This is a genomic window from Azospirillum sp. BE72 (genome assembly GCF_031455875.1).
Classification (GTDB): domain Bacteria; phylum Pseudomonadota; class Alphaproteobacteria; order Azospirillales; family Azospirillaceae; genus Azospirillum.
This window is the reverse complement of the sequence record NZ_JAVDTO010000003.1, coordinates 241,430-268,428: the sequence shown is the minus strand read 5'-3', so window position 1 is coordinate 268,428 and position 26,999 is coordinate 241,430. Positions and strand designations below refer to the sequence as shown.

Genomic DNA, 26,999 nt, shown 5'->3' with positions numbered 1-26,999 from the left:
ATGCCCGCCGGTCTGCTGCCCCGCCTCCTCCGCGCCTTCAGTCCGCGCAGCCTGCGCGCACGCCTGATGGGTGTCGTGCTGGCGTCGCTGGCGTTGCCGCTGGCGGGTGCGCTCTATCTGGCGGACCAGCAGCTCGACGACCGCATCGATGCGGCGCGCGAACTGGCCCTGCACCTCGCCGACGACGGGGTGGAGCGCCAGCGCGACCTGATCGGGGAGGCGCGCAACCTGCTCGGCGTGCTGTCGCTGGTTCCGGCGATCCGTGATGCGACGCCGCTCGACACCGATTCCTGCGTCGCCACCCTGTCGCCGATGCCGCGCCAGCACCGCTGGACCACCGGCGTCTGGCTGACCGATGCCGACGGCAACATCATCTGCGACACCACCGGCCCCGGCGCCGGCATCTCGCTCAGGGAACGCGAGTATTTCCAGCGCGTCCTCGACACGAAAAACTGGGTGGTCAGCGACTTCATCATCGGCAAGCGCTCGCTGAAGCCGCTGATCATCGTCGCCGGCCCGATCATGGAGAATGGACGGATCGTCCGCGTGATCGGCGTGGCGGTCGACCTCACCTGGCTGACCGATCTGGTGAAGGTGCTGAAGCAGCCGGACGCCCGCGTCATGGTTCTGGACCGTCACGGCGTGATCGTGGCCCGCCAGCCGGACCCGGAAGGCTGGCTGAACCGCAACGTCTTCCACATGCCGCATGTCCAGCACATGCTGCGCGAACGCAACGGCGCCTTCGATTCCGAAAGCGCCGACGGCCGCGGCCGGCTGTGGGCCTTCCGCCATTCCAGCGAGACCGACACCGTCTTCGCCGTCGGCATGCCGACCGCCCCGATCATCGCGGAGGCCCGGCGCGACCTGTGGCAAAGCCTGGGCCTGCTCGCCATCGCCGGGCTGGTCAGCGTCATCGCGCTGTGGGTGCTGCTGCGTGCCTCCGTCCTGCGCTGGGTGTGGGAACTGGGAAGTGCGGCCACCCGCATCGGCGACGGCGGCGGCGGCACCATGATCGAGGCCGACCGCGCCCCGCACGAATTCCGCGTCGTCTCCCACGCCTTCAACAACATGTCGCGCCGCCTGAAGCAGCGCGAACAGGAACTGCGCTCCGCCATGGAGGAGGCGCGGGCCGGCAGCCGCGCCAAGGAGGAATTCCTCGCCACCATGAGCCACGAGATCCGCACGCCGATGAACGGCGTGATCGGATTCGCGGAAATGCTGCTGGAAACGCCGCTGACGACCGAACAGCGCCGCTATGCCTCGCAGGTGCGCGATGCCGGCCGGTCGCTGCTGACCGTCATCAACGACGTGCTCGACCTGTCGAAGCTGGAGGCCGGGCGGCTCGATCTGGTCAGCGTGCCGTTCCGGCTGGACGATCTGGCCGACCGCTGCGTCGCCATCGTCCGGCTTGCCGCCGAACAGAAGGGGCTGGAGATTCAGACCACGATCTCCGCCACCGCCCGCGGCTTCGTCATGGGCGATCCCGACCGGCTGCGCCAGATCCTGCTGAACCTGCTGGGCAACGCGGTGAAATTCACCGACCGCGGGTCCGTCCGGCTGACGGTGAAGGCGGTGGAGGACGACGGCAGCAAATCCGGGGGCCGGCCGGGCGGGAACCGCATCTGCACCTTCACCGTCACGGATACCGGGATCGGCATCGCCGCCGACCGCCAGCGCGACCTGTTCCAGCGCTTCACCCAGCTGGAGCGCGGGCGCGGCGGCACCGGGCTGGGCCTTGCCATCTGCCGCCGGTTGGTGGAGCTGATGGGCGGCGAGATCGGCATGGACAGCAAGGTGGGCGCCGGCAGCACCTTCTGGTTCTCGCTGCCGCTGCTGTCCGCCGGCAGCGCCGCGGTCCAGCCCGACAGCACCGCCGTCTCCAGCATCGAGCCGGGCAGCCCCGGCGTGCGCATCCTGCTGGCCGAGGATCTGGCGATGAACCGCGATCTGGCGATGACCATGCTGACCAAGGCCGGGCATCATGTCGACGCCGTGGTTGACGGCGCCGCCGCCGTCGCCGCCGTGCAGGAACAGACCTACGACATCGTGCTGATGGACGTGCAGATGCCGGTGATGGACGGGTTGGAGGCCACCCGCCGCATCCGCGCCCTGCCCGCTCCGGTCGGCAGGATCCCGATCCTGGCCCTGACCGCCGGCGTGATGCAGGTGGAGGTCGAGCGCTGCCTGCAGGCGGGCATGAACGCGCATCTGGCCAAGCCGCTGGAGAAGTCGAAGCTTCTGGCCGCCGTCGGCCGCTGGGCCCGCCCCGATGACGGCCACAACGACAGGTCCGGCGACAGGTCCGGCGGCGGCGAGTTCGGCCATGAGCGTGTTGGGGCCCGGGATGGGGAGGGGTCCGATGCCCAGCGCCCGCAGTTGATCGCACACAGCTGACGAGTCGGTGTTATAGTGCCTGCACCGTCCCGGCCGCGCTCCCGCTCCCGATGCGCGGCCGGGCGGGCCTCGACCCCGGCATGCTCTGCCGGCCTGCAGCGAAGTGTGTGCCATGAAGGTTGCGCAGCCCCCTCTCGCCCCTGTTCCGGAGCGCAAGCCCGACGCCTTTCCGCCGCCGGCCGATGGTGCCGGCGCCGAGCCGTCCTTCCGCGACTCGCTGGTCCAGACCTCGCAAGGCCGTTCGGGGAGCGTTCCGGTCGGCCGGCTCGCCAACGGCCAAAAGGCGCCGCCCCTGCCCTTGGGCAAGCCGGCGGCCCCGGTCCTGCTGGGGGATGGTACCCAGGTTCCCCTTCCTGCTGCGAAGCCGGTGACACCCATCCGGCTGGCCGACGGCACCACCGTACCGGTGCCCGCCGCCAAGCCCGCGGCACCCGTCCTGCTGGCCGACACCGCCCCGGCACCTGAGGCGGCGGCACCGCGCACGCCACTGCCCGGACTGAAGCCGGCGGTTCCCGCCCCGGTGCCAAGCTCCGCCAGGGTCGCGGACGCCGTGGAGGCGGTGACATCCGACAATCCGACCGCAGCGCGGGTGCTGGTCGCCTCGCAGCAGGTCGCCGGCCTGTCCGGCCACAGCTTCACCGCCATCCTGGCCCAGGCGACGCAGGAAAGCGGGCTGGACAGCGCGGCGAAGAACAGCCGCAGCTCCGCCGCAGGGCCGTTCCAGTTCCTGGAATCCACTTGGCTCGACCTGTTCCGCCGCCATGGCGCCGCCTATGGGCAAGGTGAACTCGCCTCGCACATCCAGGTCCGCAACGGCGTGTCCAGCGTCAAGGACCCGGCGATCCGCCGCCAAATCCTGGACCTGCGCCACGATGTCGACCTGTCGGCCGGCATGGCCGCCCGCTATCTGGCCGAGGGGCGAGACGCGCTGGAGAAGCGGCTGGGCCGCCGGGCCAGCGAATCGGAGAGCCGCATGGCCTATGTTCTGGGCTCCGGCGGGGCGGCGAAGCTGATTCGCGCCGCCGAATCGACGCCCGGCGCCGTCGCCGCCGACCTGCTGCCCAGCGCCGCGAAGGCGAATCACAACCTGTTTCACGACCGGTCCAGCGGCCGCGCCCTGACCGCGGCGGAAACCGTGAGCCGCCTGACGCGGCGCATGGAGATCGACCAGCGCGAGATGTTCGCGGCCATCGGCCAAGCGCTGGAACGGCCGCGCCGCCTGGACGAGGGCAGCGCATCGCCGCTCAACCCCCATCAGTCGGTCTGACCGAAGGGCCAGCGGAAGCGGTGCCGGAGGGCCGTCCGACCCGCAACGCGGGGCTGACCCGCGCGGCTGGGCTGCGGCCGAACGCATCGGCAGTGGGAATCCCACTTGACCCGGCGGCTTTGGAAGGTCAGTTATTGCCGCGAAACTATTAGGACGGACATAAGGGCCTATGGCAAAGGAAGATCTGATCGAGTTTTCCGGGACCGTCGTCGAATTGCTTCCGAACGCGATGTTCCGGGTGAAGCTCGACAACGATCACGAGGTTCTCGCGCACACCTCGGGGAAGATGCGTAAGAACCGGATTCGCGTCCTGGCTGGCGACCGCGTCAATGTGGAAATGACGCCGTACGACCTGACCAAGGGCCGCATCACCTTCCGGTTCAAGTAGCATTCTTGCTGCATCGCGGTTCCCCGTGACGATCCCGTCCAAGGCGCCCCGGCTGGTTCTGGCTTCGGCCTCGCCCCGCCGGCTCGACCTTTTGCGCCAGATCGGCATCGTGCCCGACGCGGTCGATCCCGCCGATCTCGACGAAGCGCCGCTGCGCGACGAACTCCCGCCCCAGCACGCCTTGCGTCTGGCGGCGGAGAAGGCGTCGTGCGTCGCTGCGCGCCATCCCGATTCGTGGATTCTCGCCGCCGACACCGTGGTCGCCTGCGGCCGCCGCATCCTGCCCAAGGCCGAACGGGAGGAGGAGGCGCGACGCTGCCTGTCCCTGCTGTCCGGCCGGCGGCACCGGGTGCTGGGCGGCATCGTCCTGCTGGTCCCCGACGCCGGCGGAGAGGGCCACCGCAGGATCGACCGGCTGGTCCGCACCGACGTCACCTTCAAGGTGCTCGACCGGACGGAAACCGACGCCTACATCGCGTCCGGCGAATGGAAGGGCAAGGCCGGCGGCTATGCCATCCAGGGCCGGGCAGGTGCGCTGGTGCGCTGGATCGGCGGCTCCTACAGCAATGTCGTCGGGCTGTCGCTCCACGAGGTCGCCGGCATGCTGCACGGCGCCGGCTTCCCGCCCGCTCCCCCTGCGCCTCCTGAACGATGAGCAGGCTTGAGCTGCTGGTCGACCGCGACGGTCCGCTGATGCGGGCGGCGGTGCTGGCCGACGGCCGCCTGACCGACCTGCACATCGACCATGCCGACCGCCCGTCGCTGCTGGGCGCCGTCATCCTCGGCCGGGTGGAGCGAATCGCCACCGGCCTGAACGGCGCCTTCATCGACTTGGGAGGCGGCCTGTCCGGCCTGCTGCCGGCCGCCGACGTGCGCCGCCCCATCCTCGACGACGACTCCTCCCCATCACGCTCCCATCCCCGTCCGGGGTCGAAGCCGTCTGCCATCGGCACGCTGCTGCGCACCGGCCAGCCGGTGGTGGTGCAGGTGAAGGCCGACGCCACGGGGGCCAAGGGGCCGTCGCTGACGATGGACATCACCCTGCCGGGCCGCTTCCTGGTGCATGCGCCGCTCGGCCGCGACATCGCGGTGTCGAAGCGCCTGGGCAGCGGCCCGGAGCGCGCGGCGCTTGCCCGCCGCATCGAGGGGCTGGTCACCGGCGCCGGCTGGATCGTCCGCGCCGGCGCCGCCCAGGTGTCCGACGATCTTCTGGCCGCCGAATCGGAAGCGCTGCACCTGCAATGGCGCGCCATCCGCGACGACGCCCGCGCCGGTTCCGCCCCCCGCCTGCTTCATCCCGGTCCCGACGCCGCCACCCGCGCCCTGATCGAGCAGGGAGCCGCGGCCCCCGACTCCATCATCGTCGACGACCCGGCCCCGGCCGGCGGCATCGCCGTCGGTGAAGGGCCGCTGCTGTTGGGCTTGCGCGGCTGGTGCGACCGCCACGCCCCCGACCTGCTGCCGCGCCTGACCGCCCACAGGGCCTCCCAGCGCCTGTTCGATCTGCGCGACCTCGACTCTGCGATTGCGGAGCTTCTGGACATCCGGGTGCCGCTGCCGCTCGGCGGTTCGCTGGTGATCGAGCGGACGGAGGCAATGACGGTGGTGGACGTCAATGCCGGGGAGCGCGGCAACCCGGTGGACGTCAACATCGACGCCGCGGCGGAGATCGCCCGCCAGCTTCGCCTGCGCAATGTCGGCGGCATCGTGGTGGTGGATTTCGTCAACATGCGCGGCCGCGGCGATGCCGAGCGCGTGCTGGCCGCCTTGTCGCATGCGGTGGAAAGCGACCCGGTGCAGACCCAAGTTTATGGCATGTCGAAGCTGGGCCTGGTCGAGCTGACCCGCGCCCGCCGCGGCACGCCGCTGGCCGCCCTGCTGCGTCCCTAGCCGCTTACAGCAGTTCGTTACGGAGACCTTCCCTTGTCCGATCCCCAATCCCCCGGCGCCGAGCAGCGCCCCCATTCCCATGCGCCTTCCTATGCCGCCGCCAAAGCGGGGCCCATCGGCGAGAAAGGCACCCAATGCCCGATCTGCGGCCGCCCGACCGAACCGGCCACCCGCCCCTTCTGTTCCAAGCGTTGTGCCGACATCGACCTGTCGCGCTGGCTGGGCGAAGGCTACCGCATTCCGGGCCCTGAAGCCCCGGTTCCGCCCCACGATTCCGACCCTGACGACGAGCCGTAAGGGGGTCGAAAATTTTTGCGAATTTTTCTCTGGACAGCCCGTCCGAACCTCTCTAAAAAGCGCCCCACACGACGCGCCGCACCGACCGAAACGGTCACCCACCAAGCGGCGCCGAGATGCCCAGGTAGCTCAGTTGGTAGAGCAGGGGACTGAAAATCCCCGTGTCGGCGGTTCGACTCCGTCCCTGGGCACCACCCTCCCTCCTTTAAAATCAGTGGGTTGGATGGTGTCGTACGGTCAGCGCTTCTGACCTAGTTTTCCAGAGTTTTCCAAACGGTTTTCCACCGTTGTTCTGGCTCTGGTCACGCCTTCTTCCCCACCCCTTCCAGCTTCATGATCGCCGCCGTCGCGCGCCGCTTCTGGTCTGCCGACCGGGTGTATCGGGCGACCATCGCTTCGGTCTTGTGCCCCGTGATCGCCATGATGTCGCGGGTGTCGCAGCCGGCATCCGCGAGCTTTGTCGCAGCCGTGTGCCGCAGGCCGTGGAAGGTCAGGCCGGGCTGGACCTTGCCTTCAGCCACCAACTGCCGAATCACCTTAAAGAACCGGGCACGGAAGCCAGACTCCGTGAACGGCTCGCCGCGTTGTCCGACGACGATGGTCATGGGCACCGGGCGGTTCTTCGACGCCAGCTTCGCCGACAGAGCCGGCAGGCGGGCGCGGGCTTCGTCGAGGATCGTCTTCAGCTCCGAATGCACCGGCACCCAGATCGGGTCGTCGGTCTTCGCCTGTCGCGACTCGATCACGCCGCCACGGTAGGCTGACCACGTCAGGCGGATGGCATCGCCTTCGCGCAGACCGGCATGTGCGCCCAGCGCCACGGCGACGCGCAGCTCCGGCGGCATCGCCGCCATGATCGTGGCGAACTCTTCGTCGGTCCACGGGCGGTTGACCACGCGTTCACCGCGCGGCTTCCGGATCTTCGGGACCTTCTCGCAAGGGTTCGCGTCCATGTAGCCGTATGGGCGGCCCCAGTTGAACAGTGCCGACATGAAGCGCAGCAGGTGGTTCGCGAACCACCGCTTGCGCGTCTTGTACGCCTGATCGCGCAGCCGGGTCATGGTCGGGGTGTCGATACGGTCCAGCGGCATGTCGTGCAGCGGCTTCAGCCAATCCATGGCTTCGTGATAGTCGGCCTTGGTCGAGTCCGCTTTCTCGGCAAAGGTTGGGCTGCCCCGATAGGCAATCAGCAGCGCGCCTAGCGTCTTGCAGATCACCGGGGCCGCCGCGTCGCTGTTCTCGACGGCGATGCCTTCCAGCCGCCGGTATTCGGCTTCGAACTCAGCGCTGCCGGGTTCGCCCGGCAGGCGCATGCCGGTGCCCCGGTGATAGTAGTAGGCCCGCCCCTTGGCGGTGACCCGCTTCACGTTCCGCATTGGGAAATTCGCTCCATCCAGGATTGAGGTTCCCCATCCTGCCGGTGGCCCGCCAAGTCGTCCACCCAGCGGTCCAGATCGGTCCGGTCGTACATCCGCCGGGAGCCGACCTTGTGGAAGGTGATGCCCAGTCGATCCAGCACGTTCGGCGACTGGCCGATGTAGGCCGCCGCCAATTCACGCGACAGCAGACGCGGCCAGCCGGGCAGCTCCGCAGGGCGTGCTTTCGCAGCGGTCATTCCTCGCCTTCCCCATCGTCATCCGCTTCGTCGTGAAGCAACTCGTCCAGATCGGGCAGAAGTTTCATATCGTCGTCGATGGCGATAGCTTCGTGCCCGTCCGTGACCCACAGGTCATGGTTCCACACCACCTCGCAGACGGTGAACGTGGCCGTCGGGTTGTGCTGCATCAGCTCGCGAAGGAAGGCGATATTGCTGTCATGGTCCGGCATCGGCCCCTTGACCTGCGGCACCATCCCCGGCTCGTACATGATGATCCAGCGCTTGATGACGCAGTCATGGGACGGCTCCGGTTGGGCTTCGGCCCGGCCGGCAAGCGAATCGGTATTCTCGCTCATGACGCCCCCCGGCATGCAGAGAGGAACCACACGAACCCGCCGGCAGAGCCGGCGAGGATCGCCGTGATGGTCAGGGCGGGCAGCAGGATGGTCATTCCTCGCCCTCCCGATAGAGGAAGTCGCGGACATCGGTCCAGCGGTCGGCGGTGCGTTCCAGCTGGGCGCGGTACTCGTCTTCCTCCGCCACGCTGCGTTCCCAAGCCTTCCGATCAATCAGCCCTTCCAGCTGGTCGCGGATCAGCTTGTCGATCACGGTGGGGTCTAGCGCGTCCAGCTCCCAGGACTGGTCGCCGTGCCGCTTGATGTAGTCGGCGAATCGGCTGTCGGTCTCCTTCGCCGGATTGGGGGGCGGACGGTACTTCCGCACCTGATCCATGTTCAGTGCCAGCCGGCGGATTTCGACGATGTCTTCATCCCCGGCGAACAGGGCAAGCCGTTCGTCATTGTCGCGGGTCATGTCCAACCCGGACGGGTCATGGTCGCCCAGATGCAGCACGACCACACGCTTGCCGGCCCGGTGCTTTTGCCGAAGCCGGCGGCCGGCACGCCACTGTTCGGACTGAGACGTGTAGCCCCGGCAGGCGAAGAAGGGTACGAAGTGGTCGGTGCAGACCGGTTCGATGACGCCGACAAGCGCTTCCTTTTCGATCCACACTTCCACGTAGGCTGGCTGTGCAGCCCAGCGGTTCACCCGGAACTGCGACGCGCAGGCGTCGATGATGCTTTCCGGGTCGCTCCACGTCGACACGCTCTGGACGTTCCGGGTGCGGTCTTCGATGGCCTCCCAGTCGATCAGCCCGGCCATGCGGCCATCGTTCACGATCTGCCCAAGGCGTTTGTAGCTCTGCATGGTGTTCGGGATCAGCGCCCGCGCAACGAACTGGTAGTAGAGCTGACGCAGGGTGAGGGTGAAACCCTGCCGCTGGTAGTCGGCGATGATGTCGTTCGCCTGAAGGATCACCGCCTCGTTCTTGGCGGTGAAGCGCTTCTGCACGAAGGCTTCACGGGGCATGGTGGTCGCTCCCCTTCGGAATGAGGTGACGGCCGATCAAGGCGATGGTGTCTTCGCGCGATGGGAGGGCGGCGAACATCTCCGCCTGTTCGGTGCAGCCGTCGCACAGGCGCGTGGCGCGGTCGATGCGGGTGTGTTCGCCGCAGTCGTGGCAGTGGCCGATGACGGTCATTCAATGACCCTCCGCCTTCGCGATGGCAGCTTCCATCATGGCCGTGGCGCGGTTCTGCGCCTCTTCCGACGTGTCGAAGAAGGGGCCGAAGGTGCGGTGTGCCTCCTTGAGCGCGGCCAGCATGTCCTGGGCGGCACCCATGGTGTGCGCGACCTGGGTGGTTTCCTCCCGGTCCATACCCCAGTCCTGTTCGATGGTCGCCAGCAGCGGCGGATAGGCCGGGTTGCCCGGTATCAGGCGGTTGGGGCCACGGATCTCGAAGCGGGCCAGTCGGCTGTGTCCAGGCAGGATGGTGTCGCCCATCTGGACGACGCACCATCCTTCCATGCCGGTCGCCTTCGTCGCGGGACGCTTCGCCTTCTGCGCGGGACGCTCCGCCGCCGTATCCTGCGGAAAGCGGTTCAACAGCCCTTCGACGTGCTGTCGCAGGTTCATCAGCGCGTTGCGCCCATCCAGCGGGCAAGGGCCGGCATCCTTCAGCCGGTCGATCAGCTTTTCCAGATCGGCGACGGCGGACAGGCCCGCCCGGTGCAGGTTCTGCTGTTTGGTCATGGTTCCTCACTTCCGCCGCTCGCGGCGGCCGGTCTTGGGGTTGAAGGTGCGGGGCCGCCACCGCCGGCCGGCGGTGCGGTCTTCGTCGAGGAAGGCGGAGACAAGGGCGGTGACGTCGGCGAAGCCGCCGGGCTGGCGCAGGACGCGCCACGTCATCACCGCTTCGTAGAGCTTTGCGCCGCGTGTCATGGCGCGTGACCGCCATGCCCGGCGGCACACGGCGCAGCAGAATTCCTGCTGAAGGTCGATGGGCCGGAATGGCCGTCCGCACTCCCGGCATTCGTTCGGGTGCCGAGCCGCGACGGATGGGCCGGGGGCCAATCCTGGCGCATCCTGCGGAACGTGCGTACGCGCGTTGGAAACCTTCGCCTTTGCCATCACTGGACCCGCAGGCGCAGGTTCAGGAAGTAGATGCAGCTCGCCTTCTGGCGCCGCAGGCCGTGCCGGACGAGTTGGCGCATCAGCCCGGCGCGGGTGATCGGTTCCAGGCCGCGCGGCTGGCACCACGCGACATAGGCGGTCCACAGGGCCTCCGCCTTCAGGCGGGCACCGGGGGCCGGTTCCGTGCTGTCGGAGAGGAAGGACTCGACCCAGTCGGGCGTGTCCTTCCCCTTGCTGTGCGTGTCCAGGGGCGGCAGGGGTGAAGACCGCCACAGCCGGCGGGCGGCGTCGCGGCCACCCAGCATGCGCGCCTCGCGGATGATGTCGACCCACAGGCGGTAGATCGCTTCAAGATCGGGGTCGTGCGTCTGGGGCACGGCGGGCAAAGCTCCGCCGTCCACCGAAGCGGTGGTGTCGGTCATGGTCGAAGTCTCGGGGTGGGGTCCCAGCGACCCCCGGCACTTCCGCCGAAAACCGGGGGCCTCAGGCTGGGACACACGCTAGGTGGCTGGATTGCGCCAGCCGCGCCCGCTGCCTACTGCGGCGGCGGCCGGAGGGGAGGCAGTGCATCCGCTCGGGTCGCCGTCGCCGCGCTGGGGCTTCAGAAGCGCCCCAGCGCGGAAGACGATCAGGCGGCTTGCTTCATGCCCAACAGGTCGCGGGCATAGTCGCGGGCAGCTTCGATGTGGAGCTTGATGTCGCTGGCGCTGAAGTCAGTCAGCAGGTCGGCTTCCGTCACTGCATCGCCGGCTCCGCCCAGATCGGCGATCTTGCGCCCCATGTTACGAGCGATCTGATGCAGGTCGGACGGGCTGCGCTTCGATTGGCGGTGCTTCAAGGTGGTCTCCATGGCTTGAGGGTTGCGGCGGGCCTTCCAGCCCGTCGCTGTCGCGCGTACCATCGGCGTCGCTACACAACCGAATGGGGCGCTGACATGGGTGTGTTTGATGGCTTAGCTCGGCTGTTCCGGCGAACGGAGTCCGTGCCGCCAGTAATGCCTGCAACCTTCCATCCGGAAGGGCTGGCCGAACCCGATGATGCGGATATGACAGGTCTGTTCGTGACCATTGGCGTTGAATCGGCTGTTGTCGATCAGCCTGCCCATGATGGCCGCGCGCATTTCTGCGTAGGAAACGACAAGTTCCAGGCCATAGCTGAAGAGGCGGCTGGTTCGACCTTTGCCATCGACTATCAGGACAGCAAGGGCAACCTGTCGCGTCGGCGAATTACGATGCGAGAGCTTTATACGAACGGCGAGCGGAGCTATGTGCAGGCATTCTGCCATGAACGCCGCGCGGCCCGATCCTTCCGCTTCGACAGGATCGTCGAGGTGATCGACCTTGATGGCGAGTGCCACGATCCGCGACAGTTCTTCATCGAAGCGCTGGGGTTGGAGTTCCCGACCGTAGCAACGGTCAGCAGCCCGACCAAACCGCCCGCCAGCCCGGTTCGTTACGAACAATCGGCCCCACGCAATCGCGCTGCCGGTCCCGACGTGCGAACGACGGACAAGCCTGGAATGGCCCAGCGACGGGCGGCGCGCGATGGACTGCGGGTGCTGGTTGCCTTGGCCCGTGCCGATGGCGAATTGCACCCCGAAGAACTGGAAGTGATCCTGGACTATATCGCCGAACAGTGCGACCTGTGCGGTATCGATATGATGGAACCAGATCGTGCGGCTCTGTTGCCGTACTTGAAACGGCAGCAACCCAGTTCGGATATTCTTAGCGAATGTCTGTTGGCTTTGAATGCCGCACCCCGAATTCAACAGCGGCTGTTGATTCGGTTTGCGATGATGCTGATGGACGCGGACGGAGTACAGGACCCAGCCGAATTCAACCTGATCATGCGTATTCAGCAGGAGTTGGCCGGATAACAGCATACCGCAGCCTCAGGAATATCCCCGGTGGACTGCGTGTCAGTCCGCCGGGGAGGTTGGAAGGATCGTCCATGAAGGCTCTGTAATGCCTCTGAACGACCCAACCATATGCGCATGCGCATTCGTGACGCAAGCAGGAAAATGCGCATCCGCATTACCTCGGCGGCGTTGCTGGAAGTGAGAACAACCCCGCTCCGCAGATCACTCGCCCATAACAAGAGAAGTTTTAGGAAATTCTCGCGGTAGGCAGTTGAGACGATGTTCCTAATGTGTTCCTATTTGGGTCTGGATTTTAGGAGAATCGATATGGCGGGTGCGGCAGAATTGTCGGAGCTAATGGCTGCATTCAACAGCTTACCGAAAGATGAGCAGCGGGAGCTTCAGCAAATTATCAGTCGGCACGCCCGAGCCGCCCGCGAGCGGCTGCGGCTCGCTTGCGAACAAGATCTTCAAGATCCTTACGTTCTTCTGGGTCAACAGTACCTATTACCTGAAGGTCCTCAGCCAGACGAGCGCTTGCTTCTGCATCCGTGATAGTTGCCTCAACGCTTTCTGATAGCAGGAAGTCGTCCACGGTCTGGCCGGCAAACGTCGCCAACGCGATTAAGTTCTCTGGTTTAATATCGGCACCCTTTGTCCATCTGTTCACAGTCGATTGATGGACACCAATCTTTTCAGCCAGCTCCAACTGTGTGAGCCGGTGGCGCTCTAGCAAGCGTATGATTTTCTGCGCAAGATTGACCATGCGCACATGCATATAGCCGAGCATCGCCGATGGCAAATGCGGTAACGCATTTGGCTCTTGCACACTAATGCGCATGCGCATACGCTCCGCCCATGAACCAGATGCGCCACATTCGAACGGCCATTCTCTGCATTTCGCAGAAGGCCATGGCCGAAATCGTCGGACGAGACCAAGCGACCATCAGCAGATGGGAAAGCGGGGAACTCGATCCCTCACGCCGTGAAATGGAACGCATCCGATGCCATGCGATGGCAAACGGAAAGCCGTGGGACGACGCGTGGTTCTTCGAGCCGCCTCCTTTGGCGGCTGATCGAAAGGTTGTCGCCGCATGAGCCGGGTGAAGAAAGACGCCGGGCGCGACACGCCACAGCGATCTGCCCACCGCGGGCTGGATGGCTTTTTGCTGCGGATTTATGTGGCGCGTCCGGTGGCTAGCTTTGGGCATGGCGGAACTATGGAACCGCGAGTGGAAACAGTCTTGTTCAATCCCAAAGAGAGTGTCGGACAATGACCAAGCGCCGTGATCCGCTGTCCTTGGAGGACGCGGTGTTTCTCGTCCATGCCTCCCTGGGCGATGCCCAGGTCGAGGCCGTCACCAGCAAGAGCGCGCGCCTCGTCCGCATGTGGTCGGACCCTGACGACGATGCGCACCGCATTCCCCTGTTCCAGGCCCTGCGCCTGGATCGTGCCATGGTTGGCCGTGGTGAGGCCCCGCCGATACTGACCGCCTACAAGGCGGAGTTGCGCCGCGCGGCCGATGGTGTCGCGGTGCCGGGCGATCCGATGGCGCGGCTTGCCGAAGCCATGGTGGAGCTGGGCGACGTGGCCGAAGCCGTCCGGCAGGCACGCTGTCCGCAGAGCGACGCCGGCCGGCAGATCACGCCGGAGGAAGCGCGCGAGGTGCTGCGCGAGCTGGCCGTCCTGCGCGGGGTGCTCGACGCTCTGGAACGCGACGTGACCGCCTCCATCCCGGCTGGCCCCCGTGCTGTCGAGGTGGCGTGATGACTGCGCTGCTGACCACCGGGGGCGTTGCCCTGATGCTGTCCGGCCGGATCGAGCATCCGACCGACGTGCGATTCCTTGCGGGCTGGGGGGAAGGCTCTACGGCCTGCCTCGCTCGCCGCCCCCTGACCGACAACCCCTATCTGCCCGATACCATCAGCGGCTGGGGCTGGGCGTCGGGCTGGGCTGATGCCGACAGCATGGTGTCCGTGCTCGCCGGCCATCTGGAAGCCTGCCGGCCAGACCATGCAGCGCAAGAGGTGCCTGCATGACCGCCCCGGCCGGCTCCCGCGACATCTCCCCCGGTATCGCCCTGTCGCTGGCTTGCGGCCGGGTGCTGATCGGTCGTCCCCAGGACGCCGACCGCGACGGCCTGGTTAGAGCGATCGCCGCGGTGCCGGACGTCGACAGCGCCGCGCGCGGACTGGCCCAGGTCGCCGCCGCTTGGCTGGCCGGCGGTCTCGACAACCACGCTCTGGCCGTGGCGCTCGCCAACTTCAACGCCCCTTTCTGCGCCAACCGGCGCCCCGATCCGGCGCAACGCGGTGCCGATGACATGCCGCTGTTCGCGCCCGCAACCCACGCCGCGAGAGTGGCCCAAGCCCTGGAGGATTGACCCATGTCCGCCACGTTGAACGCGTTCCTCCGCAGTGCATGCGAGGGACGCGAAGCCTCCGTTCGTGTCCGCGTCGCCCATCTGTACGGCGACTATGTCCAGTTCTGCGGGGCGCAAAAGCTGCGTCCGGTGCAGCGGAACAAGTTCGGCCGCCTTCTGCGGAAGGAAGGTCTGACCGTCACGATGGACGACTCGGGCGCCACCTGGGTGACGGGTGCCGTCTTCGTGCTGGAGCTGCCTTCCGGTCTGGATTTGGCAGACCGGACCGCCCTGCGCCTGATTGCGCAGGAGCTGGCCCGGCAGAGAACCGTCGAGGGCTTCGCCGCCGAAGCGGACGGCGCTGTCAACGACCACGGCGATCTGGAGATGGCCGGCGGCTGCTACCTGCTAAACGCGGGCACGACCGATAAGGAGCGCAAGGAGTTCCCCGCGGGTGAACCCTGCGACCTGTGGCCCTGGCTGCCCAAGTGGTGGAAGCCGAAGAGCCGCCTGCGCGACTCCGTGCGCGGCGCGGCGCTCGGCGCGGCCGGCATCGCCGTGCGGCTCCGGCGCGGGGAGGGCTGACCCGATGGCAGAAGTCAGCAAGATCGAATGGACCGACGCGACCTTCAACCCGTGGATCGGTTGTACCGCCGTCTCACCGGCCTGTGACCACTGCTATGCGGAGGCGTTGAGCAAGGCGCGTCTGGGTGTTGCCTGGGGTAAGGGCGAACCGCGGCGTCGCACCAGCAACGGCAACTGGAAGCTGCCGTTGCGCTGGAACCGGAAAGCTGAACGCGAAGGCCGCCGGCTGCGGGTGTTCAGCGCCTCGCTGGCGGATGTCTTCGACGCGGAGGTGCCGGACGCGTGGCGCGACGAGTTGTTCGCCCTGATTGCGGCGACGCCGAACCTCGATTGGCTGCTGCTGACAAAGCGCCCGAAGGTGATGCGGGACTATGCCGACTTGGCGTGGCGGTGCGGCGAACACTGGCTGGCTGATCAGCTCGGCACCCCGGCGGTGCAATGGCCGCTGCCGAACGTCTGGCTCGGCACCACCGTAGAAAATCAGGCCATGGCGGAAGCCCGCATCCCGCACCTGCTGGCGACGCCGGCTGCGGTGCGTTTCCTGTCGATGGAGCCGCTGCTGGGGCCGGTGGACCTGACGCGCGTCCTGATTGGCGAATCTCCGGCCGTTTTCGACGGCCAACCAGCCATCACCAAGGCGCGGTTTACGATCAACGCTCTGGCCGGCGTTCAAAGCTTCGGTTGGCCCGGCATTGATTGGGTCATCACCGGCGGCGAGAGCGGCCCCGGCGCGCGTCCCAGCCATCCGGACTGGTTACGGTCGATCCGCGACCAATGCGCCGCGGCGGGCGTGGCTTTCTTCTTCAAGCAGTGGGGCGAATGGGCGCCCGGCGAATGCGTACTGCATACAGCCACGCGGACGGAGCAAACCGCGGAACTGATCAACGAAGAGTGGCGCTTCGGCTCCCTGTCGCCCCAGGCGAGCCAAGAGATGCACCGTGACGACGAGCCCGATCTGTACCGCGTCGGCAAGAAGGCCGCTGGCCGCTGGTTGGATGGCCTGACCTGGGACGAAGTCCCGGAGGTTCGGCCATGATCGTCCCGAACAAGGCTCTGTCCATCCGTGCCCCGTGGTGGTGGTTCATCCTGCACGGCGGCAAGGACATCGAAAACCGGGACTGGTCGACGAACTACCGCGGCTCCGTCCTGATCCATGCCAGCAAGTGGTGGCGGACCATTGAGGTGCTGGAAGCCATGTCGTGGGGCTATCCCCTGGCTCAACGGCATTGCGGTCGCCGCTTCACCGCTGAAGACGACATCCGCCCCTATGGCGGATGCATTGTCGGCATGGTCGATATCATCGGCTGTGTCAGCGCCAGCGACAGCCCGTGGTTCTTCGGTGACTACGGCTTCCAGCTCGCCAACCCCATGGCGTTCCGGGAGCCAATCCCGTGCAAGGGCGCGCTGGGCTTCTTCACGGTTCCGCCGGATGTGATGGAGCGCGTCCGCGCCCAGGTCGGAGGCAACCGGCCATGACCAGCGTGTCCTATCTGGGCGACCTGCGGCGACTGGCCCAGGACGCCTTCAGTCTGCGCCAGGAATGCGAGGCGCTGCACTCTGCCATCCTGTGCCTGCGCGCGGGCGGGCGGATCATCCTCAGCCCCGATCAGCATGCGGGCTTGCGACGGCAGATCAGCGATGCTGCCGCCGGACTGCTGCCGCCCATCACCCTGGTCGGTGCCGCCCTGGTCATGGTGCCGGCCGGCTATCGGCTGGAGACCGCCGCGGGCGACCTGCGGGCGACGATCAGCCGCGGAAGCTGCCGCCACAGCTCGTGGGGCTTCTTCTCGCTGGCGCTGTCCATCGCCGATGCCGCCCTGTGGGCGCATGTCCGCGATCTGACGTCCGGGGAGGTTCGGCCATGACCGAAGCCGCCGGACCGGAACTGTTCGAGGCGGCGGCGGCCTATGCCGCCCGCGGCTGGGCGGTGTTCCCCTGCGTGGCCGGGGACAAGCTGCCCTACAAGGAAAAGGGCTTCTTCGAACACGGCGTCAACGACGCCAAGACCTCCCCCTACTGGGTGAAGCAGTATTGGGCCCGCTGGCCACGGGCGAATGTCGGGCTGGCTGCCGGCGAACAGTCTGGCTTCTGGGTGATGGATGCCGACATAAAGGAAGCGACGGGCGACAAGGCGGCGGAGAACGGCTTCGAGACGTTGCAGATCCTTGAAGGGCTGTTCGGCGAGGCGCTGCCGGAAACGCTGGGGCAGAACACCCCCAGCGGTGGCCGGCACTGGCTGTTCCGCTGGCCGGGCCGCCCGGTCAAGAACAGCGCGCGGTCGCGCCTGGGGCCGGGTCTCGACACCCGGTCAAGCGGCGGCTACATCCTCGCCGCGCCGTCGATCCACCCGAACGGCGGGCGGTACGCCTGGATCGGCAGCCCGGACTCCACCCCCATCGCCCCCGCCCCGGAGTGGGTGATTCGGCTGCTGATGGGCGAGCCGGAAGACCTTGAGTGGCTGCGCCTGCGCCTCGACGGTCGCGAGCTGCCGGCCTTTCTCGCCAAGCGGATTGGCCAGCCGGTGTCGAAGGCATCCGCGCGCCCGCCTTCGACCAAGACCGAACGCATCTCCGCCTATGCCCGCGCCGCGCTGGACGACGAAACCAAGCGCGTGCGGCAGACCGGGCCGGGCAATCAGAACAACGCGCTGAACGAAGCGGCCTTCAAGCTGGGCGGGCTGGTCGCCACCAACGCCCTGCCGGAAGACTTGGTGCGCCAGCACCTGATGGCGGCGGCACTGGGGTGGAGCATCGACCCGCGCAAAGGCGGGTGGGACCCGGCCCATCTAGAAAAGATCATCGACGGCGGCATCGCCGCCGGCCGGAACCACCCGCGCGACGTGCCCGAGCCTCCGGAGCGGCAACAGCGGCGCTATCAACCCCAGCGCCGGCACCGTGGCGGTGCGCCATCGCCGGCTGCCCTGGGCGTGCAGATGGCCGCTGGCCGGGCGGTGTGGAATGCCCGCGCCGCGTCGCTGACCGACACGCCCGCCGCCGCCTTCCTCGCTGCCAACGGCGTGGACCCGGCGACTGCCGGCCCGTGGTTTGGCTTCGGTGAGGTTGAATACCTGCATGGCCCGGACGGGGCGGAACCGGTGTGCATCGGCCGGTGGCCCGCCCTGCTGGCCGGCATGGCGCGGTGGCCCGACCGGGACGGCCAGCCGGAGGTGCGCGCCGTGCTGGCGACCTTCCTGTCGCCCGACGGCTGCCGGATGGCGACCATTGCCGATCCCAGCACAGGGGAGGTGCTGCCGCCCCGCCGCCTGATTGGCGCGTGGCAGGGCGCGGCGGTGCGCCTGGGCAAGGTTTCGGGCGAGCGGCTGCACCTGACCACCGGGGCTGTGATCGGGCTTCAAACCCGCAATGCCTATCCGGGCGTGCCGGTGTGGATCGGCGGGCCGGTGTCGGCACTGCTGCATCTGGCGCTGCCGGAGACGGTGCGGGACGTGATCGTGATCGGCGCGGATGGCGCGTCGGATGAGCTGCGCGGCCGGGTGGCGCGGGCGCTGGGCGGTGATGGCCGGGTGACCGTGCGCTTCCCTCCCCGCCGGGCGCGGAATGGGGGCGGCCATGGATGACGCCGCCGCGCGCCTGCTGGCCTTCCGCTACATGAGCACGACCGCGCGCCGTGCGCCGGACGTCTACCGCTGGTGTCGCCGGCTGCTGGGGCACCGTGAGCGCCGTCGCGACTGCGCCGCCCTGTGGTCGGACGCCTTCGACCTGCTGGTCGTGCTGATCGCCGACTCCGAGCTGTTCGCCGCGGTAATCGCCCGGCGGGTGGCCGCTTCCGAACAGCTCGCGGCCAAATTCGACCAAGACCGAAGGAGGGCCGCCGCGTGACCAAGATCACCTCCCCCGCCCCCCTCCTGTTCGATCTGCCGGCGATTGGGGGCGATGCTCCCTTTCGGGCGGTATCGCTGTCGGGCAAGCCTGCATCGTGGCAGTGGGGCAACCTCGCCCCCGCGGCGTACCGCCTGATCATGGCGGACCCGCCATGGCGCTTCTACAACCGCTCCACCAAGGGCGAGGGCAAGAACCCGGTGGCGCATTACGCCTGCATGCCGGTGGATGCCATCAAGGCGCTGCCGGTGCAGCAGCTCGCCAACCCGCGGGGTTGCCTGCTGTGGATGTGGGGCACCTGGGCCATGCTCCCCCAGGCCATCGCTGTGGGGGAGGCGTGGGGCTTCCGGTACGTCACCGGCTTCCCCTGGGTGAAGCGCACCCCCTCCGGCAAGCTGGCCTTCGGCCCCGGCTATGTCGTCCGGGTCTCGACCGAGCATGTCACCCTATGGGCCATCGGCGACCCGCCCTATGGGCCGGGCTGCACGTCGGAACGCGGCATCCTGCTGGACGATGGCGACGCTCTGGACGCGGTCACGCGCGAGCATAGCCGGAAGCCGGATGAGCAATACGCCATGGCGCGCCGGCTGATCCCCAGCGGCCCCGCGTGCGAGCTGTTCGCCCGCCAATCCTGGCCGGGCTTCGACGTCTGGGGGAACGAGACTGGCAAATTCACGGCGGACGCCGGGGAGGTGGGATCATGACCCATCGCCACCCCTCCGCGCCTCCCCCCGCCCCCCTCCAAATATGGGCGCCCGATGGGCGTGCCAGAGGCTTTCAGGTGCGCGATGCCCGATGACGGAGCGAAGATCGTGCCGGCGGACCATCCCGATACGCTGGAAGAGCTGCGACAGCAGATCGAAGGCGCGGTCGTGGTCGATGTCGGCACGGGTGGCGGCGGTGTCGCCCAGCCGCCGGACGATGACGACGGGGAACCGCCGCCAGACCGAGAGCTTGCAACTTACGATAAGTCCGACAAGGGCAACGGGGAGCGGCTGATTCAGCGGTTCGGCCGTGACCTTGTGTTCGTCGATCAGAACGGGTGGGCGGTCTGGGATGGCAAGCGCTTCGGCTATGAGCTGGGCGAGGCGGCGGCCACGAAGCTGTGCCACCGCATGGTGGAGAAGCTGCGGGACGAGGTGAAGGAGCTGCGCGACCTGGGGCCGCCGCCGGCACCCCCGACCGAGACCGAAGAGACTGACCCGAACGTTCAGGGCAAGCTGCGGCTGGAGCGCATCAAGGACTGGGAACGCGGCCTGAAGGCGTTCGAGCAATTCGCGGTGAAGAGCGGCGACACCCCGAAGGTGAAGGGCGCGCTGGAACAGGCCAAGCCGTACCTGTCGAAGCCGATGCGGGCGATGGACGCGCACCCCTGGTTGCTGACGACGGAGAACGGCACGCTGGACCTGCGCCAGAAGCCGGAAAGCCGTGACCAGATGCATCTGGGCGGCTTCCGCAAAGCGAACCTGATCACCCGGCTTGCCGGTGCCGCCTTCAACCCACAGGCGAGTGCGCCACAGTTCGACCGGTTCATCAAGCGCATCCTGCCGGATGAAGATGTGAGAAAATTCGTGCAAAAGCTTCTTGGATACTGTCTGACCGGCGACACGTCTGAACAGATATTTGTGATCTTCTACGGAACAGGCAAGAACGGCAAGTCAAAGCTGGTTGACCTGATCCGCAAGATTTTCGGGGACTATGCCGCCACCATCCCGGTGGGTGTCTTCCTCGACGGGAAGGACAAGAAGGCGGACGGACCGAAGCCGTCCATCGCCAAGCTGCCGGGCGTGCGGCTGGTGCTGATGAACGAACCGGACAAGGGCGAGGCCCTGTCGGAAGGCTTGGTCAAGGAGGTGACCGGCGGCGAACCGATGGAGACCCGCAAGCTCAACAAGGACCCGTTCGAGTTTCGGCCGGAGTTCACCCCGATCATGGTCACCAACCATCGGCCGATCATTCGCGGGCAGGACGTGGGCATCTGGCGCCGCGTGATCCTGGTGCCGTTCGAAGTCTTCATCACCCCGGACGAACGCGACCCGCACATCCTCGACAAGCTGGTCGCGGAGAAGGACGGGGTCTTCAACTGGCTGCTGGACGGGCTGTGGCTGTGGCTGGAAGAGGGGCTGGACCCGCCCGAGAAGATCATGGCGGCGGTCGAAGAGTACCGGCGCGATCAGGACCCGCTGGGCGACTTCCTCGAAGCGGAGACGGCGGCCCTGCGGGATCGGCGCGTTACGGCGACGGCGCTGTACGACGCTTACACCAAGTGGTGCGAAAGAAACGCGCAAGAACCGCTCAAGCAAAACGGGTTCGGACGGAAAATGAAGGATCGCGGCTTCCGCACAGTCAAGAGTTGCGGTGTCAACGAGTATGTGGGGCTGTGCCTGCTGGACGGGCTGCCCCAGAACGTCGATACCCCGCCCCCCGAAATCTGACGGGACAGGGAGCAATCGACCCCAGAGGGAGCAATCGCGGGCATGGCTCACTTGGGGAAAGGCGCGGAAATGCTGGGTTTAGGGAGCATAGGGAGCATAGGGAGCGATTTTCGGGGGTCTCACATATGTGCGTGCGTGTGTGCGCGGGGGCGTGCGGGCGCGTATGGCAGACCTCCGATTATTGCTCCCTATCCTCCCTATCCTCCCTAAAACGAGAGTTTCCAAGGGGTTCAGAGAGGGAGCATTCCCGCCGGGCGGGGAGCAATCAGGGAGCATTCGGGCATGGATGGCGGAGCGGTGATACCGGGCAGGGGTGAAGGCGACAGTGACGGGCTGATCACCGGCCGTCTGCGCGACCTGCCGAAGCGGGGTGACCCGGCGGTGCCGGGGCTGGTCTGCGGTCGGGGATGGGTAGCGCTGATGTATGCCCGCGGGCGGATGGACGTGGCGCAGCTCGCTGCTGCCGTCGACATCGGGCGCGGGCTGGCGACCGAGATCGGGACGGCGTCGGGGCTGCGGGCGATTGATCCATCGCGGCTGGTGGTTGATGGCGGCAACCGCACCAGTCCGCCGCTGGCTCCGTCCGGCGGCACGGTGTCGTGGGCGGTGTCGGCTCCGGCGCGGCGGGTGGCGGAGTGGCGGGCGGCGGTGCGCGCATCGGGCAAGGCGGGGCTGCTGCGCGGGCGGCATGAGACGCTGTATCTCGACGTTGTGACGGTCAAGGTCGTGACCGGTGAGGTGGAGCCGCGTGAGCTGGATCGCGTGCTTGGGCTGCGCAAGGACAGGACGCGGGATGCGGTGCTGAAGGTGCTGGCGGGCTACGCCGCAACTTTCCGTCTCACTGTTCCAAAAGAAACCACTTGACGGACACGGGGGCGTTTGCGCAAAGCTATCCTTCAGATTGAGGTACTGCGCCCGGCCGGGGTAACCCGAGCCGGGCGCACTGCGTTTTGACCCTCCCCGACATGCCCTGGAAGCCAAAGAAACCCTGCGCCCGTCCCGGCTGCGGTCGTTTGACCGATGGCCGCTTCTGCGATGCCCACGCTGCCGAAGACCGCCAACGCCACGACCGCGCCCGTCAGGAAGCGCAGCCGTGGCGCGGCTGGTACAAGGTCAAGTCGTGGCTGGACATCCGGGCGTGGCGGCTGTCGGTGGAGCCGCTGTGCCGCATGTGTGCGGAGCACGGCCAGACCGTCGCGGCGACGGTGGTCGACCACGTCAAGCCGCACCATGGCGACCGCGCGCTGTTCTTCAGCCGCGAGAACACCCAGAGCCTGTGCAAGCCCTGCCATGACGGGCCGAAACAGGCGGCGGAGCGGGCGGCGGCCCGCGCCGCGCAGCCGGCCCCCGGCCGGTCCCCCCGGCGGGTGGGGGGGGGTCTGATCCTTGGGGCCTTTCGCCCCACGGACCGGTGCCTTAAGCAAATGGAACAGCGCGCGAAATTGGGAAAACTTTTTTTGTGGCAGGGGGTTAGGCGATGAAGGGCCGTAAACCTAAGCCGGCGGAGGTGCGCGAAGCCCAGGGCAACCCTGGCCGCCGTCCGCTGTCGTCTGCTGCCCACGATCTGCCGGGCTTGAAGTCGACGGCGCCGAGGACGCTGCCGGTTGCAGCCCGCCGCATCTGGGAAGACCTCGCGCCCGAGCTGGGCCGCATGAAGCTGCTGCGCTCCACCGACTTCGGGGCCTTCGCGCGCTATTGTGAGCATCTGGCCCGGTGGGTGGAGCTGACCAAGGACCTGCGCAAGAACGGTGAAACCTACGTCACCGCAAGCGCCCACGGCACCATGGAGCGCATCCGCCCGGCCTTCATGGTCAGGGATCGGCTGGAAGCTCGAATGGAATCGCTGGAAGACCGCTTCGGCCTGTCGCCGATGGCCCGCCAGCAGCTTCTTCAGCGGCTGGCAATGGCCCCGCCGCCGGCACCCCAGCCGGGGCTGTTCGGCGATGACCAGCAGCCGGGCGCTGCTGCCCCCGACGCGCCTGCCGCCGCCCCGCCCCCGTCGCCTGTCGGCCTGCTGAACCGCTCCCGCCTGAACTGACGTGACCGAGTTGCAGACCCTGCCGCCTCCCCCGATGCCTCGCGGGGGAGAACGCTTTGGCGCGTGGTTCGACCATGCGGCGGCCGAAGCGGCGGTGGCCTTCTTCCCCACCTATCTGCGCCACACGGAGGCGGAGTGGTGGGGCAAGCCGTTCCATCTTGGCCCGTGGCAGGCGGAGCTGGTGCGCACCGTCTTTGGCTGGAAGCGGGCGGACGGAACCCGGCTGATCCGCGAAGTCTACCTTGAGGTTCCGCGCAAGAACGGCAAGACCGAGTTCGCCGCCGGCCTGTCGCTGCTGATGCTGATCGGCGACGGCGAGTTCGGCGGTCAGGTCTATTCGGCGGCGGTCGACAAGGACCAAGCCAAGATCGTGTTCAACAAAGCCGGCACCATGGTCGGCCTGTCGGAGGAACTGCGGGAAGCCGTCGAGGTGTACAAGACCTCGCTCTATTGCGCGGAGCTGGCGGCGAGCTTCAAGCCGCTGTCGGCCAAGCCGGGCAGCAAGCACGGCTTCTCCCCCTCCGGCGGCATCTATGACGAAATCCACGAATGGCCGTCCGGCGAGCTTCAGGACGTCGTTCACAAGGGCGCTGCCGCCCGCCGCCAGCCGTTGGAGGTGTACACCACCACGGCCGGGCTGGCGGGCATCGGCTATGGCTGGGAAGTCCATGAACGGGCTGTCGCCATCCTGAAGGGCGACATCATCGACCCGACCTTCCTGCCGGTGATCTTCGCCGCCGATCCGGCCGATGACTGGACGGCTCCGGAGACCTGGGCGAAGGCCAACCCCGGTTATGGCGTCTCGCCCAAGCCCGACTTCCTGGCTTCCGAGTGCGAGAAGGCCAAGGGCAAGCCGCGCAAGGAAGCCGAGTTCAAGCGTTTCCATCTGAACCTGTGGGTCGACAACGTCGTCACCACCGGCCTGGACATGGAGCAGTGGGACGCCTGCCGCATCCGGCCGGTGTCGCTGGCCGATCTGGCGGGCCGCCGCTGCTGGGGTGGCCTAGACCTTTCCACCACCACCGACCTGAGCGCCCTGGCGCTCATCTCGCCCCGCCTCGACGGGCCGGGCTATGACGCGTGGTGGCGGTTCTGGCTGCCGGTGCCGTCGAGCAAGGCCCTGGCGGACCGGATCAAGCGCGACCGGGTCGCTTTCGACAAGTGGATCGCCGAGGGCTGGATACGGGGCACCGAAGGTAACGCGGTCGATTACGACGTCATCCGGGCGGAGATCACCGGCAAGGGAGAGGCGGCGGAGCGGCTGAAGAACTGGACGCCGATCACGGAGATGGTGGACCTGAAGGAAATCGCCATCGACCGCTGGAACTCGTCCCAGATCACGACGCAGCTCGGCAACGACGGCGTCATCATGGTGCCGTTTGGCCAAGGCATCGCCAGCATGTCGGCTCCGTCGAAGGAGCTGGAACGGCTGATCCTGACCGGTGACCTCAACCACGGCAGCAACCCGGTCGCCCGCTGGATGGCGACCTGCGTCGCATTTGACGATGACGGTCGCGACAACATCGCCCCGGTCAAACCGAACCGCAAGGGCACCCCGAAGCGCATCGACGGCATCGTCGCGCTGATCATGGCAATCGGTCGCGCCATGGCCCCGTCCGAAGAGGACGGCGGCCTGGACGACTATTTCGCGAGCTTGGCGAGGGCGGGATGAACCTGTTGCGCAAAGCGGTTGGCTTCGTCATCCGCTCCCTATCCCTCACTGACCCCACCGGTTGGCCGCGGGGCGGCGGTTCCAGCCACGCGGGCGAACCGGTCACCGCCGAAAGCGCACTTGCGCTGTCGACGGCCTGGGCCTGCGTCAACCTGTTGGCCGGCACCATCGCATCGCTGCCGCTGATGGTCTACCGCACCACGCCGCAGGGCGTGCGGACGGTCGCCAAGGACCATCCGCTGTACCGGGTGCTGCACGACAGCCCGAATGCCGATCAGACGGCGGGCGACTTCTGGGAGTACAGCGTTGCCGGTCTGGAGCTGTGGGGCAACGCCTATGCCCGCATCGAGCGGTCCGGCGACCGGGTGATCGCGCTGACCCCGGCCAAGCCGGACGGTATGCTGGTCGACCGCCTGTCGTCCGGCGTGCTGCGCTATCGCTGGTCGGAGCAAGGCAAGGCTTTCGAGGTGATGCAGCCGGACATGCTGCACATTCGCGGTTTCGGCGGCGACCCGCTGGGCGGCATGTCGACGCTGGCGTTCGGCCGACATGCCTTCGGTCTGGCATCGGCCATCGACCGGGCCGCCGGCAAGATGTTCGCCAACGGCATGCGCCCGTCCGTCGCCATTGCCTTCGACAAGTTCCTGACCTCTGAACAGCGGTCCATCGCTGAAACCGTGCTGGTGGAGAAGTATGTCGGGGCGATGAACACCGGAAAGCCCTTCATCAGCGAGGGCGGGGCCAAACTGGAGCCGGTGTCCATCAATCCCGAAGACGCGCAGATGCTGGAGTCGCGCAGCTTCTCCGTCGAAGAGGTGTGCCGCTTCTTTGGCGTTCCGCCGCACATGGTGGGGCGGACGGAAAAGGCGACGAGCTGGGGCACCGGCCTGGAACAGCAGACGCTGGCTTTCCAGAAGTTCACCCTGCGCCGTCGGCTGAAGCGCATCGAACAGGCCATCGCCAAGCAGCTTCTCAGCCCGCAGGACCGGGCCGCCGGTATCACCGTCGAGTTCAATCTGGAAGGCTTGCTGCGCGGTGACAGCGCCGCACGCGCGGCCTTCTACAAGACCATGCTCGACGCGGGCGTGATGACGATCAACGAGGTGCGGGCACTGGAGAACCTGCCGCCCGTGCCGGGTGGCGACGTGCCGCGCATGCAGGCCCAGAACATCCCGATCACCCAATCCGCCGGCATCGGCCACAACGGCGGGCCGCCTCTGGAGAGCGACCATGAAGACGCTTGATTTCGCTTTGGAGACCAAGGCCGTTGGCGACGAAGGCACCTTCGAAGGCTATGCCTCGACCTTCGGCAACGTCGACCAGGGCGGCGACGTGGTCGAGCCGGGCGCCTTCATCGAAGGGCTGGTGAAGGCGAAGGCCGATGGCCGCGCCATCCCGATGCTGTGGCAGCACAAGCAGGACGAGCCGATTGGCGTCTGGGACGACATCAGCGAGGACGCCAAAGGCCTGTGGGTGAAGGGCCGGCTGCTGATCGAGGCGGACCCGCTGGCGAAGCGCGCCCATGGCCTGCTGAAGGCCAAGGCGCTGGGCGGCCTGTCCATCGGCTACCGCATCCCGGCCGGCGGCATCGCCGAAGACGAGAAGCGCCGTGGGGTGTACCGGCTGAAGAAGCTGGACCTGCGCGAAGTCTCGCTGGTCACCATGCCGATGAACGTCCAGGCTCGGGTGACCAGCGTGAAATCCATTCTGGAGGCCGGCGCGCTGCCGACCGTCCGAGAGTTCGAAGAGTTCCTGCGGGAGGCAGGCGGCTTTTCGAAGAGCCTTGCCACGGCCATTGCCAGCAAGGCGACGCCGCTTCTTCGGGGGGAGCCTGAAGCTGCGGCGGGTGATGATTCGACCGCGTTCCTTCAGGCCTTGCTGGGCCGCTGACCATCCATTCCAC

The 26,999-nt window shown here is 67.4% G+C and carries 36 protein-coding genes and 1 tRNA gene; 27 read left to right on the top strand and 10 right to left on the bottom strand.

Annotation, left to right across the window (positions count from 1 at the left end):
* The 7 genes from J2Y49_RS12815 (at nt 1) to J2Y49_RS12785 (ending at nt 6,430) form a co-directional block, all read left to right on the top strand.
* Nucleotides 1-2,394 (top strand): ATP-binding protein, encoded by a 2,394-nt coding sequence (locus J2Y49_RS12815; RefSeq protein WP_310115244.1) that lies wholly within the window; start codon nt 1-3, stop codon nt 2,392-2,394.
* A 112-nt stretch (nt 2,395-2,506) separates the two neighbouring features.
* Complete coding sequence (locus J2Y49_RS12810; protein ID WP_310115242.1) at nt 2,507-3,661, top strand: lytic transglycosylase domain-containing protein; 1,155 nt, start codon at nt 2,507-2,509, stop codon at nt 3,659-3,661.
* A gap of 169 nt (nt 3,662-3,830) precedes the next feature.
* The gene (gene infA, locus J2Y49_RS12805; protein ID WP_012977999.1) at nt 3,831-4,049 is read left to right on the top strand and encodes a translation initiation factor IF-1; all 219 of its coding nucleotides are present in this window, start codon (nt 3,831-3,833) and stop codon (nt 4,047-4,049) included.
* A gap of 25 nt (nt 4,050-4,074) precedes the next feature.
* Nucleotides 4,075-4,704 carry a Maf family nucleotide pyrophosphatase gene (locus J2Y49_RS12800; RefSeq protein WP_310115232.1) on the top strand — a complete coding sequence of 210 codons (630 nt, stop codon included), beginning with the start codon at nt 4,075-4,077 and terminating at the stop codon, nt 4,702-4,704.
* Entirely contained in the window at nt 4,701-5,939 is a 1,239-nt protein-coding gene (locus J2Y49_RS12795; protein WP_310115231.1) for a ribonuclease E/G, read from the top strand. Before J2Y49_RS12800 ends, J2Y49_RS12795 begins: the two co-directional genes overlap by 4 nt.
* 114 nt (nt 5,940-6,053) lie before the next feature.
* On the top strand, nt 6,054-6,236 hold the full coding sequence (locus J2Y49_RS12790) for a DNA gyrase inhibitor YacG (RefSeq protein WP_310115522.1): 183 nt from the start codon (nt 6,054-6,056) through the stop codon (nt 6,234-6,236).
* 118 nt (nt 6,237-6,354) lie between these two features.
* Nucleotides 6,355-6,430 (top strand) — tRNA-Phe (locus J2Y49_RS12785).
* A gap of 108 nt (nt 6,431-6,538) precedes the next feature.
* Here the strand turns inward: J2Y49_RS12785 and J2Y49_RS12780 are convergent.
* The 9 genes from J2Y49_RS12780 to J2Y49_RS12740 all read right to left on the bottom strand — a co-directional run bounded on the left by J2Y49_RS12780 (nt 6,539) and on the right by J2Y49_RS12740 (nt 11,144).
* Nucleotides 6,539-7,612, bottom strand: coding sequence for a tyrosine-type recombinase/integrase (locus J2Y49_RS12780; protein WP_310115230.1), 1,074 nt, complete (start codon nt 7,610-7,612; stop codon nt 6,539-6,541).
* On the bottom strand, nt 7,600-7,851 hold the full coding sequence (locus J2Y49_RS12775; RefSeq protein WP_310115229.1) for a hypothetical protein: 252 nt from the start codon (nt 7,849-7,851) through the stop codon (nt 7,600-7,602). The genes J2Y49_RS12780 and J2Y49_RS12775 overlap by 13 nt, the downstream gene beginning before the upstream one ends.
* Nucleotides 7,848-8,189, bottom strand: coding sequence for a hypothetical protein (locus J2Y49_RS12770; protein ID WP_310115228.1), 342 nt, complete (start codon nt 8,187-8,189; stop codon nt 7,848-7,850). The genes J2Y49_RS12775 and J2Y49_RS12770 overlap by 4 nt, the downstream gene beginning before the upstream one ends.
* 91 nt (nt 8,190-8,280) lie before the next feature.
* Nucleotides 8,281-9,201 carry a hypothetical protein gene (locus tag J2Y49_RS12765; RefSeq protein ID WP_310115227.1) on the bottom strand — a complete coding sequence of 307 codons (921 nt, stop codon included), beginning with the start codon at nt 9,199-9,201 and terminating at the stop codon, nt 8,281-8,283.
* On the bottom strand, nt 9,191-9,373 hold the full coding sequence (locus tag J2Y49_RS12760) for a hypothetical protein (RefSeq protein WP_310115226.1): 183 nt from the start codon (nt 9,371-9,373) through the stop codon (nt 9,191-9,193). Before J2Y49_RS12760 ends, J2Y49_RS12765 begins: the two co-directional genes overlap by 11 nt.
* Complete coding sequence (locus J2Y49_RS12755) at nt 9,374-9,925, bottom strand: hypothetical protein (protein ID WP_310115225.1); 552 nt, start codon at nt 9,923-9,925, stop codon at nt 9,374-9,376.
* Nucleotides 9,926-9,931: 6 nt separating this feature from the next.
* A complete protein-coding gene (locus J2Y49_RS12750) occupies nt 9,932-10,114 on the bottom strand; it encodes a hypothetical protein (protein WP_310115224.1) in 183 nt (60 codons plus the stop codon).
* Between the two features lie 188 nt (nt 10,115-10,302).
* On the bottom strand, nt 10,303-10,728 hold the full coding sequence (locus tag J2Y49_RS12745; RefSeq protein ID WP_310115223.1) for a hypothetical protein: 426 nt from the start codon (nt 10,726-10,728) through the stop codon (nt 10,303-10,305).
* A 206-nt stretch (nt 10,729-10,934) separates the two neighbouring features.
* Entirely contained in the window at nt 10,935-11,144 is a 210-nt protein-coding gene (locus J2Y49_RS12740) for a hypothetical protein (RefSeq protein ID WP_310115222.1), read from the bottom strand.
* A 96-nt stretch (nt 11,145-11,240) separates the two neighbouring features.
* Here J2Y49_RS12740 and J2Y49_RS12735 point away from each other — a divergent pair, with 96 nt between their 5' ends.
* A complete protein-coding gene (locus tag J2Y49_RS12735; protein WP_310115221.1) occupies nt 11,241-12,182 on the top strand; it encodes a WYL domain-containing protein in 942 nt (313 codons plus the stop codon).
* 394 nt (nt 12,183-12,576) lie between these two features.
* Here the strand turns inward: J2Y49_RS12735 and J2Y49_RS12730 are convergent, their stop codons facing one another.
* A complete protein-coding gene (locus tag J2Y49_RS12730; protein WP_310115219.1) occupies nt 12,577-13,011 on the bottom strand; it encodes a helix-turn-helix transcriptional regulator in 435 nt (144 codons plus the stop codon).
* Between the two features lie 11 nt (nt 13,012-13,022).
* Between J2Y49_RS12730 and J2Y49_RS12725 the strand changes: the two genes are divergently transcribed.
* From J2Y49_RS12725 to J2Y49_RS12635, 19 genes are all read left to right on the top strand, one after another.
* Nucleotides 13,023-13,262 (top strand): helix-turn-helix transcriptional regulator, encoded by a 240-nt coding sequence (locus J2Y49_RS12725; protein WP_310115218.1) that lies wholly within the window; start codon nt 13,023-13,025, stop codon nt 13,260-13,262.
* Nucleotides 13,259-13,441: a hypothetical protein gene (locus tag J2Y49_RS12720; RefSeq protein WP_310115217.1), complete on the top strand. Its 183-nt coding sequence runs from the start codon at nt 13,259-13,261 to the stop codon at nt 13,439-13,441. The genes J2Y49_RS12725 and J2Y49_RS12720 overlap by 4 nt, the downstream gene beginning before the upstream one ends.
* A complete protein-coding gene (locus J2Y49_RS12715) occupies nt 13,438-13,932 on the top strand; it encodes a hypothetical protein (RefSeq protein WP_310115215.1) in 495 nt (164 codons plus the stop codon). The genes J2Y49_RS12720 and J2Y49_RS12715 overlap by 4 nt, the downstream gene beginning before the upstream one ends.
* On the top strand, nt 13,932-14,204 hold the full coding sequence (locus J2Y49_RS12710; RefSeq protein WP_310115213.1) for a hypothetical protein: 273 nt from the start codon (nt 13,932-13,934) through the stop codon (nt 14,202-14,204). Before J2Y49_RS12715 ends, J2Y49_RS12710 begins: the two co-directional genes overlap by 1 nt.
* Complete coding sequence (locus tag J2Y49_RS12705) at nt 14,201-14,548, top strand: hypothetical protein (RefSeq protein ID WP_310115211.1); 348 nt, start codon at nt 14,201-14,203, stop codon at nt 14,546-14,548. Before J2Y49_RS12710 ends, J2Y49_RS12705 begins: the two co-directional genes overlap by 4 nt.
* Before the next feature lie 3 nt (nt 14,549-14,551).
* Nucleotides 14,552-15,112, top strand: a complete 561-nt coding sequence (locus J2Y49_RS12700) for a hypothetical protein (protein ID WP_310115209.1) — start codon at nt 14,552-14,554, stop codon at nt 15,110-15,112.
* Nucleotides 15,113-15,116: 4 nt separating this feature from the next.
* Nucleotides 15,117-16,148, top strand: coding sequence for a phage Gp37/Gp68 family protein (locus J2Y49_RS12695; RefSeq protein ID WP_310115207.1), 1,032 nt, complete (start codon nt 15,117-15,119; stop codon nt 16,146-16,148).
* Nucleotides 16,145-16,588, top strand: coding sequence for an ASCH domain-containing protein (locus J2Y49_RS12690; RefSeq protein ID WP_310115206.1), 444 nt, complete (start codon nt 16,145-16,147; stop codon nt 16,586-16,588). Before J2Y49_RS12695 ends, J2Y49_RS12690 begins: the two co-directional genes overlap by 4 nt.
* A complete protein-coding gene (locus tag J2Y49_RS12685; protein ID WP_310115205.1) occupies nt 16,585-16,977 on the top strand; it encodes a hypothetical protein in 393 nt (130 codons plus the stop codon). Before J2Y49_RS12690 ends, J2Y49_RS12685 begins: the two co-directional genes overlap by 4 nt.
* On the top strand, nt 16,974-18,689 hold the full coding sequence (locus tag J2Y49_RS12680; protein WP_310115204.1) for a bifunctional DNA primase/polymerase: 1,716 nt from the start codon (nt 16,974-16,976) through the stop codon (nt 18,687-18,689). The genes J2Y49_RS12685 and J2Y49_RS12680 overlap by 4 nt, the downstream gene beginning before the upstream one ends.
* Nucleotides 18,682-18,951, top strand: coding sequence for a hypothetical protein (locus tag J2Y49_RS12675; RefSeq protein ID WP_310115203.1), 270 nt, complete (start codon nt 18,682-18,684; stop codon nt 18,949-18,951). Before J2Y49_RS12680 ends, J2Y49_RS12675 begins: the two co-directional genes overlap by 8 nt.
* The gene (locus tag J2Y49_RS12670; protein ID WP_310115202.1) at nt 18,948-19,655 is read left to right on the top strand and encodes an MT-A70 family methyltransferase; all 708 of its coding nucleotides are present in this window, start codon (nt 18,948-18,950) and stop codon (nt 19,653-19,655) included. The genes J2Y49_RS12675 and J2Y49_RS12670 overlap by 4 nt, the downstream gene beginning before the upstream one ends.
* A gap of 84 nt (nt 19,656-19,739) precedes the next feature.
* Nucleotides 19,740-21,386 carry a phage/plasmid primase, P4 family gene (locus J2Y49_RS12665; RefSeq protein WP_310115201.1) on the top strand — a complete coding sequence of 549 codons (1,647 nt, stop codon included), beginning with the start codon at nt 19,740-19,742 and terminating at the stop codon, nt 21,384-21,386.
* 282 nt (nt 21,387-21,668) lie between these two features.
* Nucleotides 21,669-22,250, top strand: a complete 582-nt coding sequence (locus tag J2Y49_RS12660) for a hypothetical protein (RefSeq protein WP_310115200.1) — start codon at nt 21,669-21,671, stop codon at nt 22,248-22,250.
* Between the two features lie 149 nt (nt 22,251-22,399).
* Entirely contained in the window at nt 22,400-22,867 is a 468-nt protein-coding gene (locus J2Y49_RS12655; protein WP_310115198.1) for an HNH endonuclease, read from the top strand.
* Entirely contained in the window at nt 22,864-23,424 is a 561-nt protein-coding gene (locus J2Y49_RS12650; RefSeq protein WP_310115197.1) for a phage terminase small subunit P27 family, read from the top strand. Before J2Y49_RS12655 ends, J2Y49_RS12650 begins: the two co-directional genes overlap by 4 nt.
* Nucleotide 23,425: 1 nt before the next feature.
* On the top strand, nt 23,426-25,096 hold the full coding sequence (locus J2Y49_RS12645) for a terminase TerL endonuclease subunit (protein WP_310115196.1): 1,671 nt from the start codon (nt 23,426-23,428) through the stop codon (nt 25,094-25,096).
* A gap of 5 nt (nt 25,097-25,101) precedes the next feature.
* Nucleotides 25,102-26,340: a phage portal protein gene (locus J2Y49_RS12640; RefSeq protein WP_310115194.1), complete on the top strand. Its 1,239-nt coding sequence runs from the start codon at nt 25,102-25,104 to the stop codon at nt 26,338-26,340.
* Nucleotides 26,327-26,986, top strand: a complete 660-nt coding sequence (locus J2Y49_RS12635; protein ID WP_310115191.1) for an HK97 family phage prohead protease — start codon at nt 26,327-26,329, stop codon at nt 26,984-26,986. The genes J2Y49_RS12640 and J2Y49_RS12635 overlap by 14 nt, the downstream gene beginning before the upstream one ends.
* The last annotated feature ends 13 nt before the right edge of the window (nt 26,987-26,999 follow it).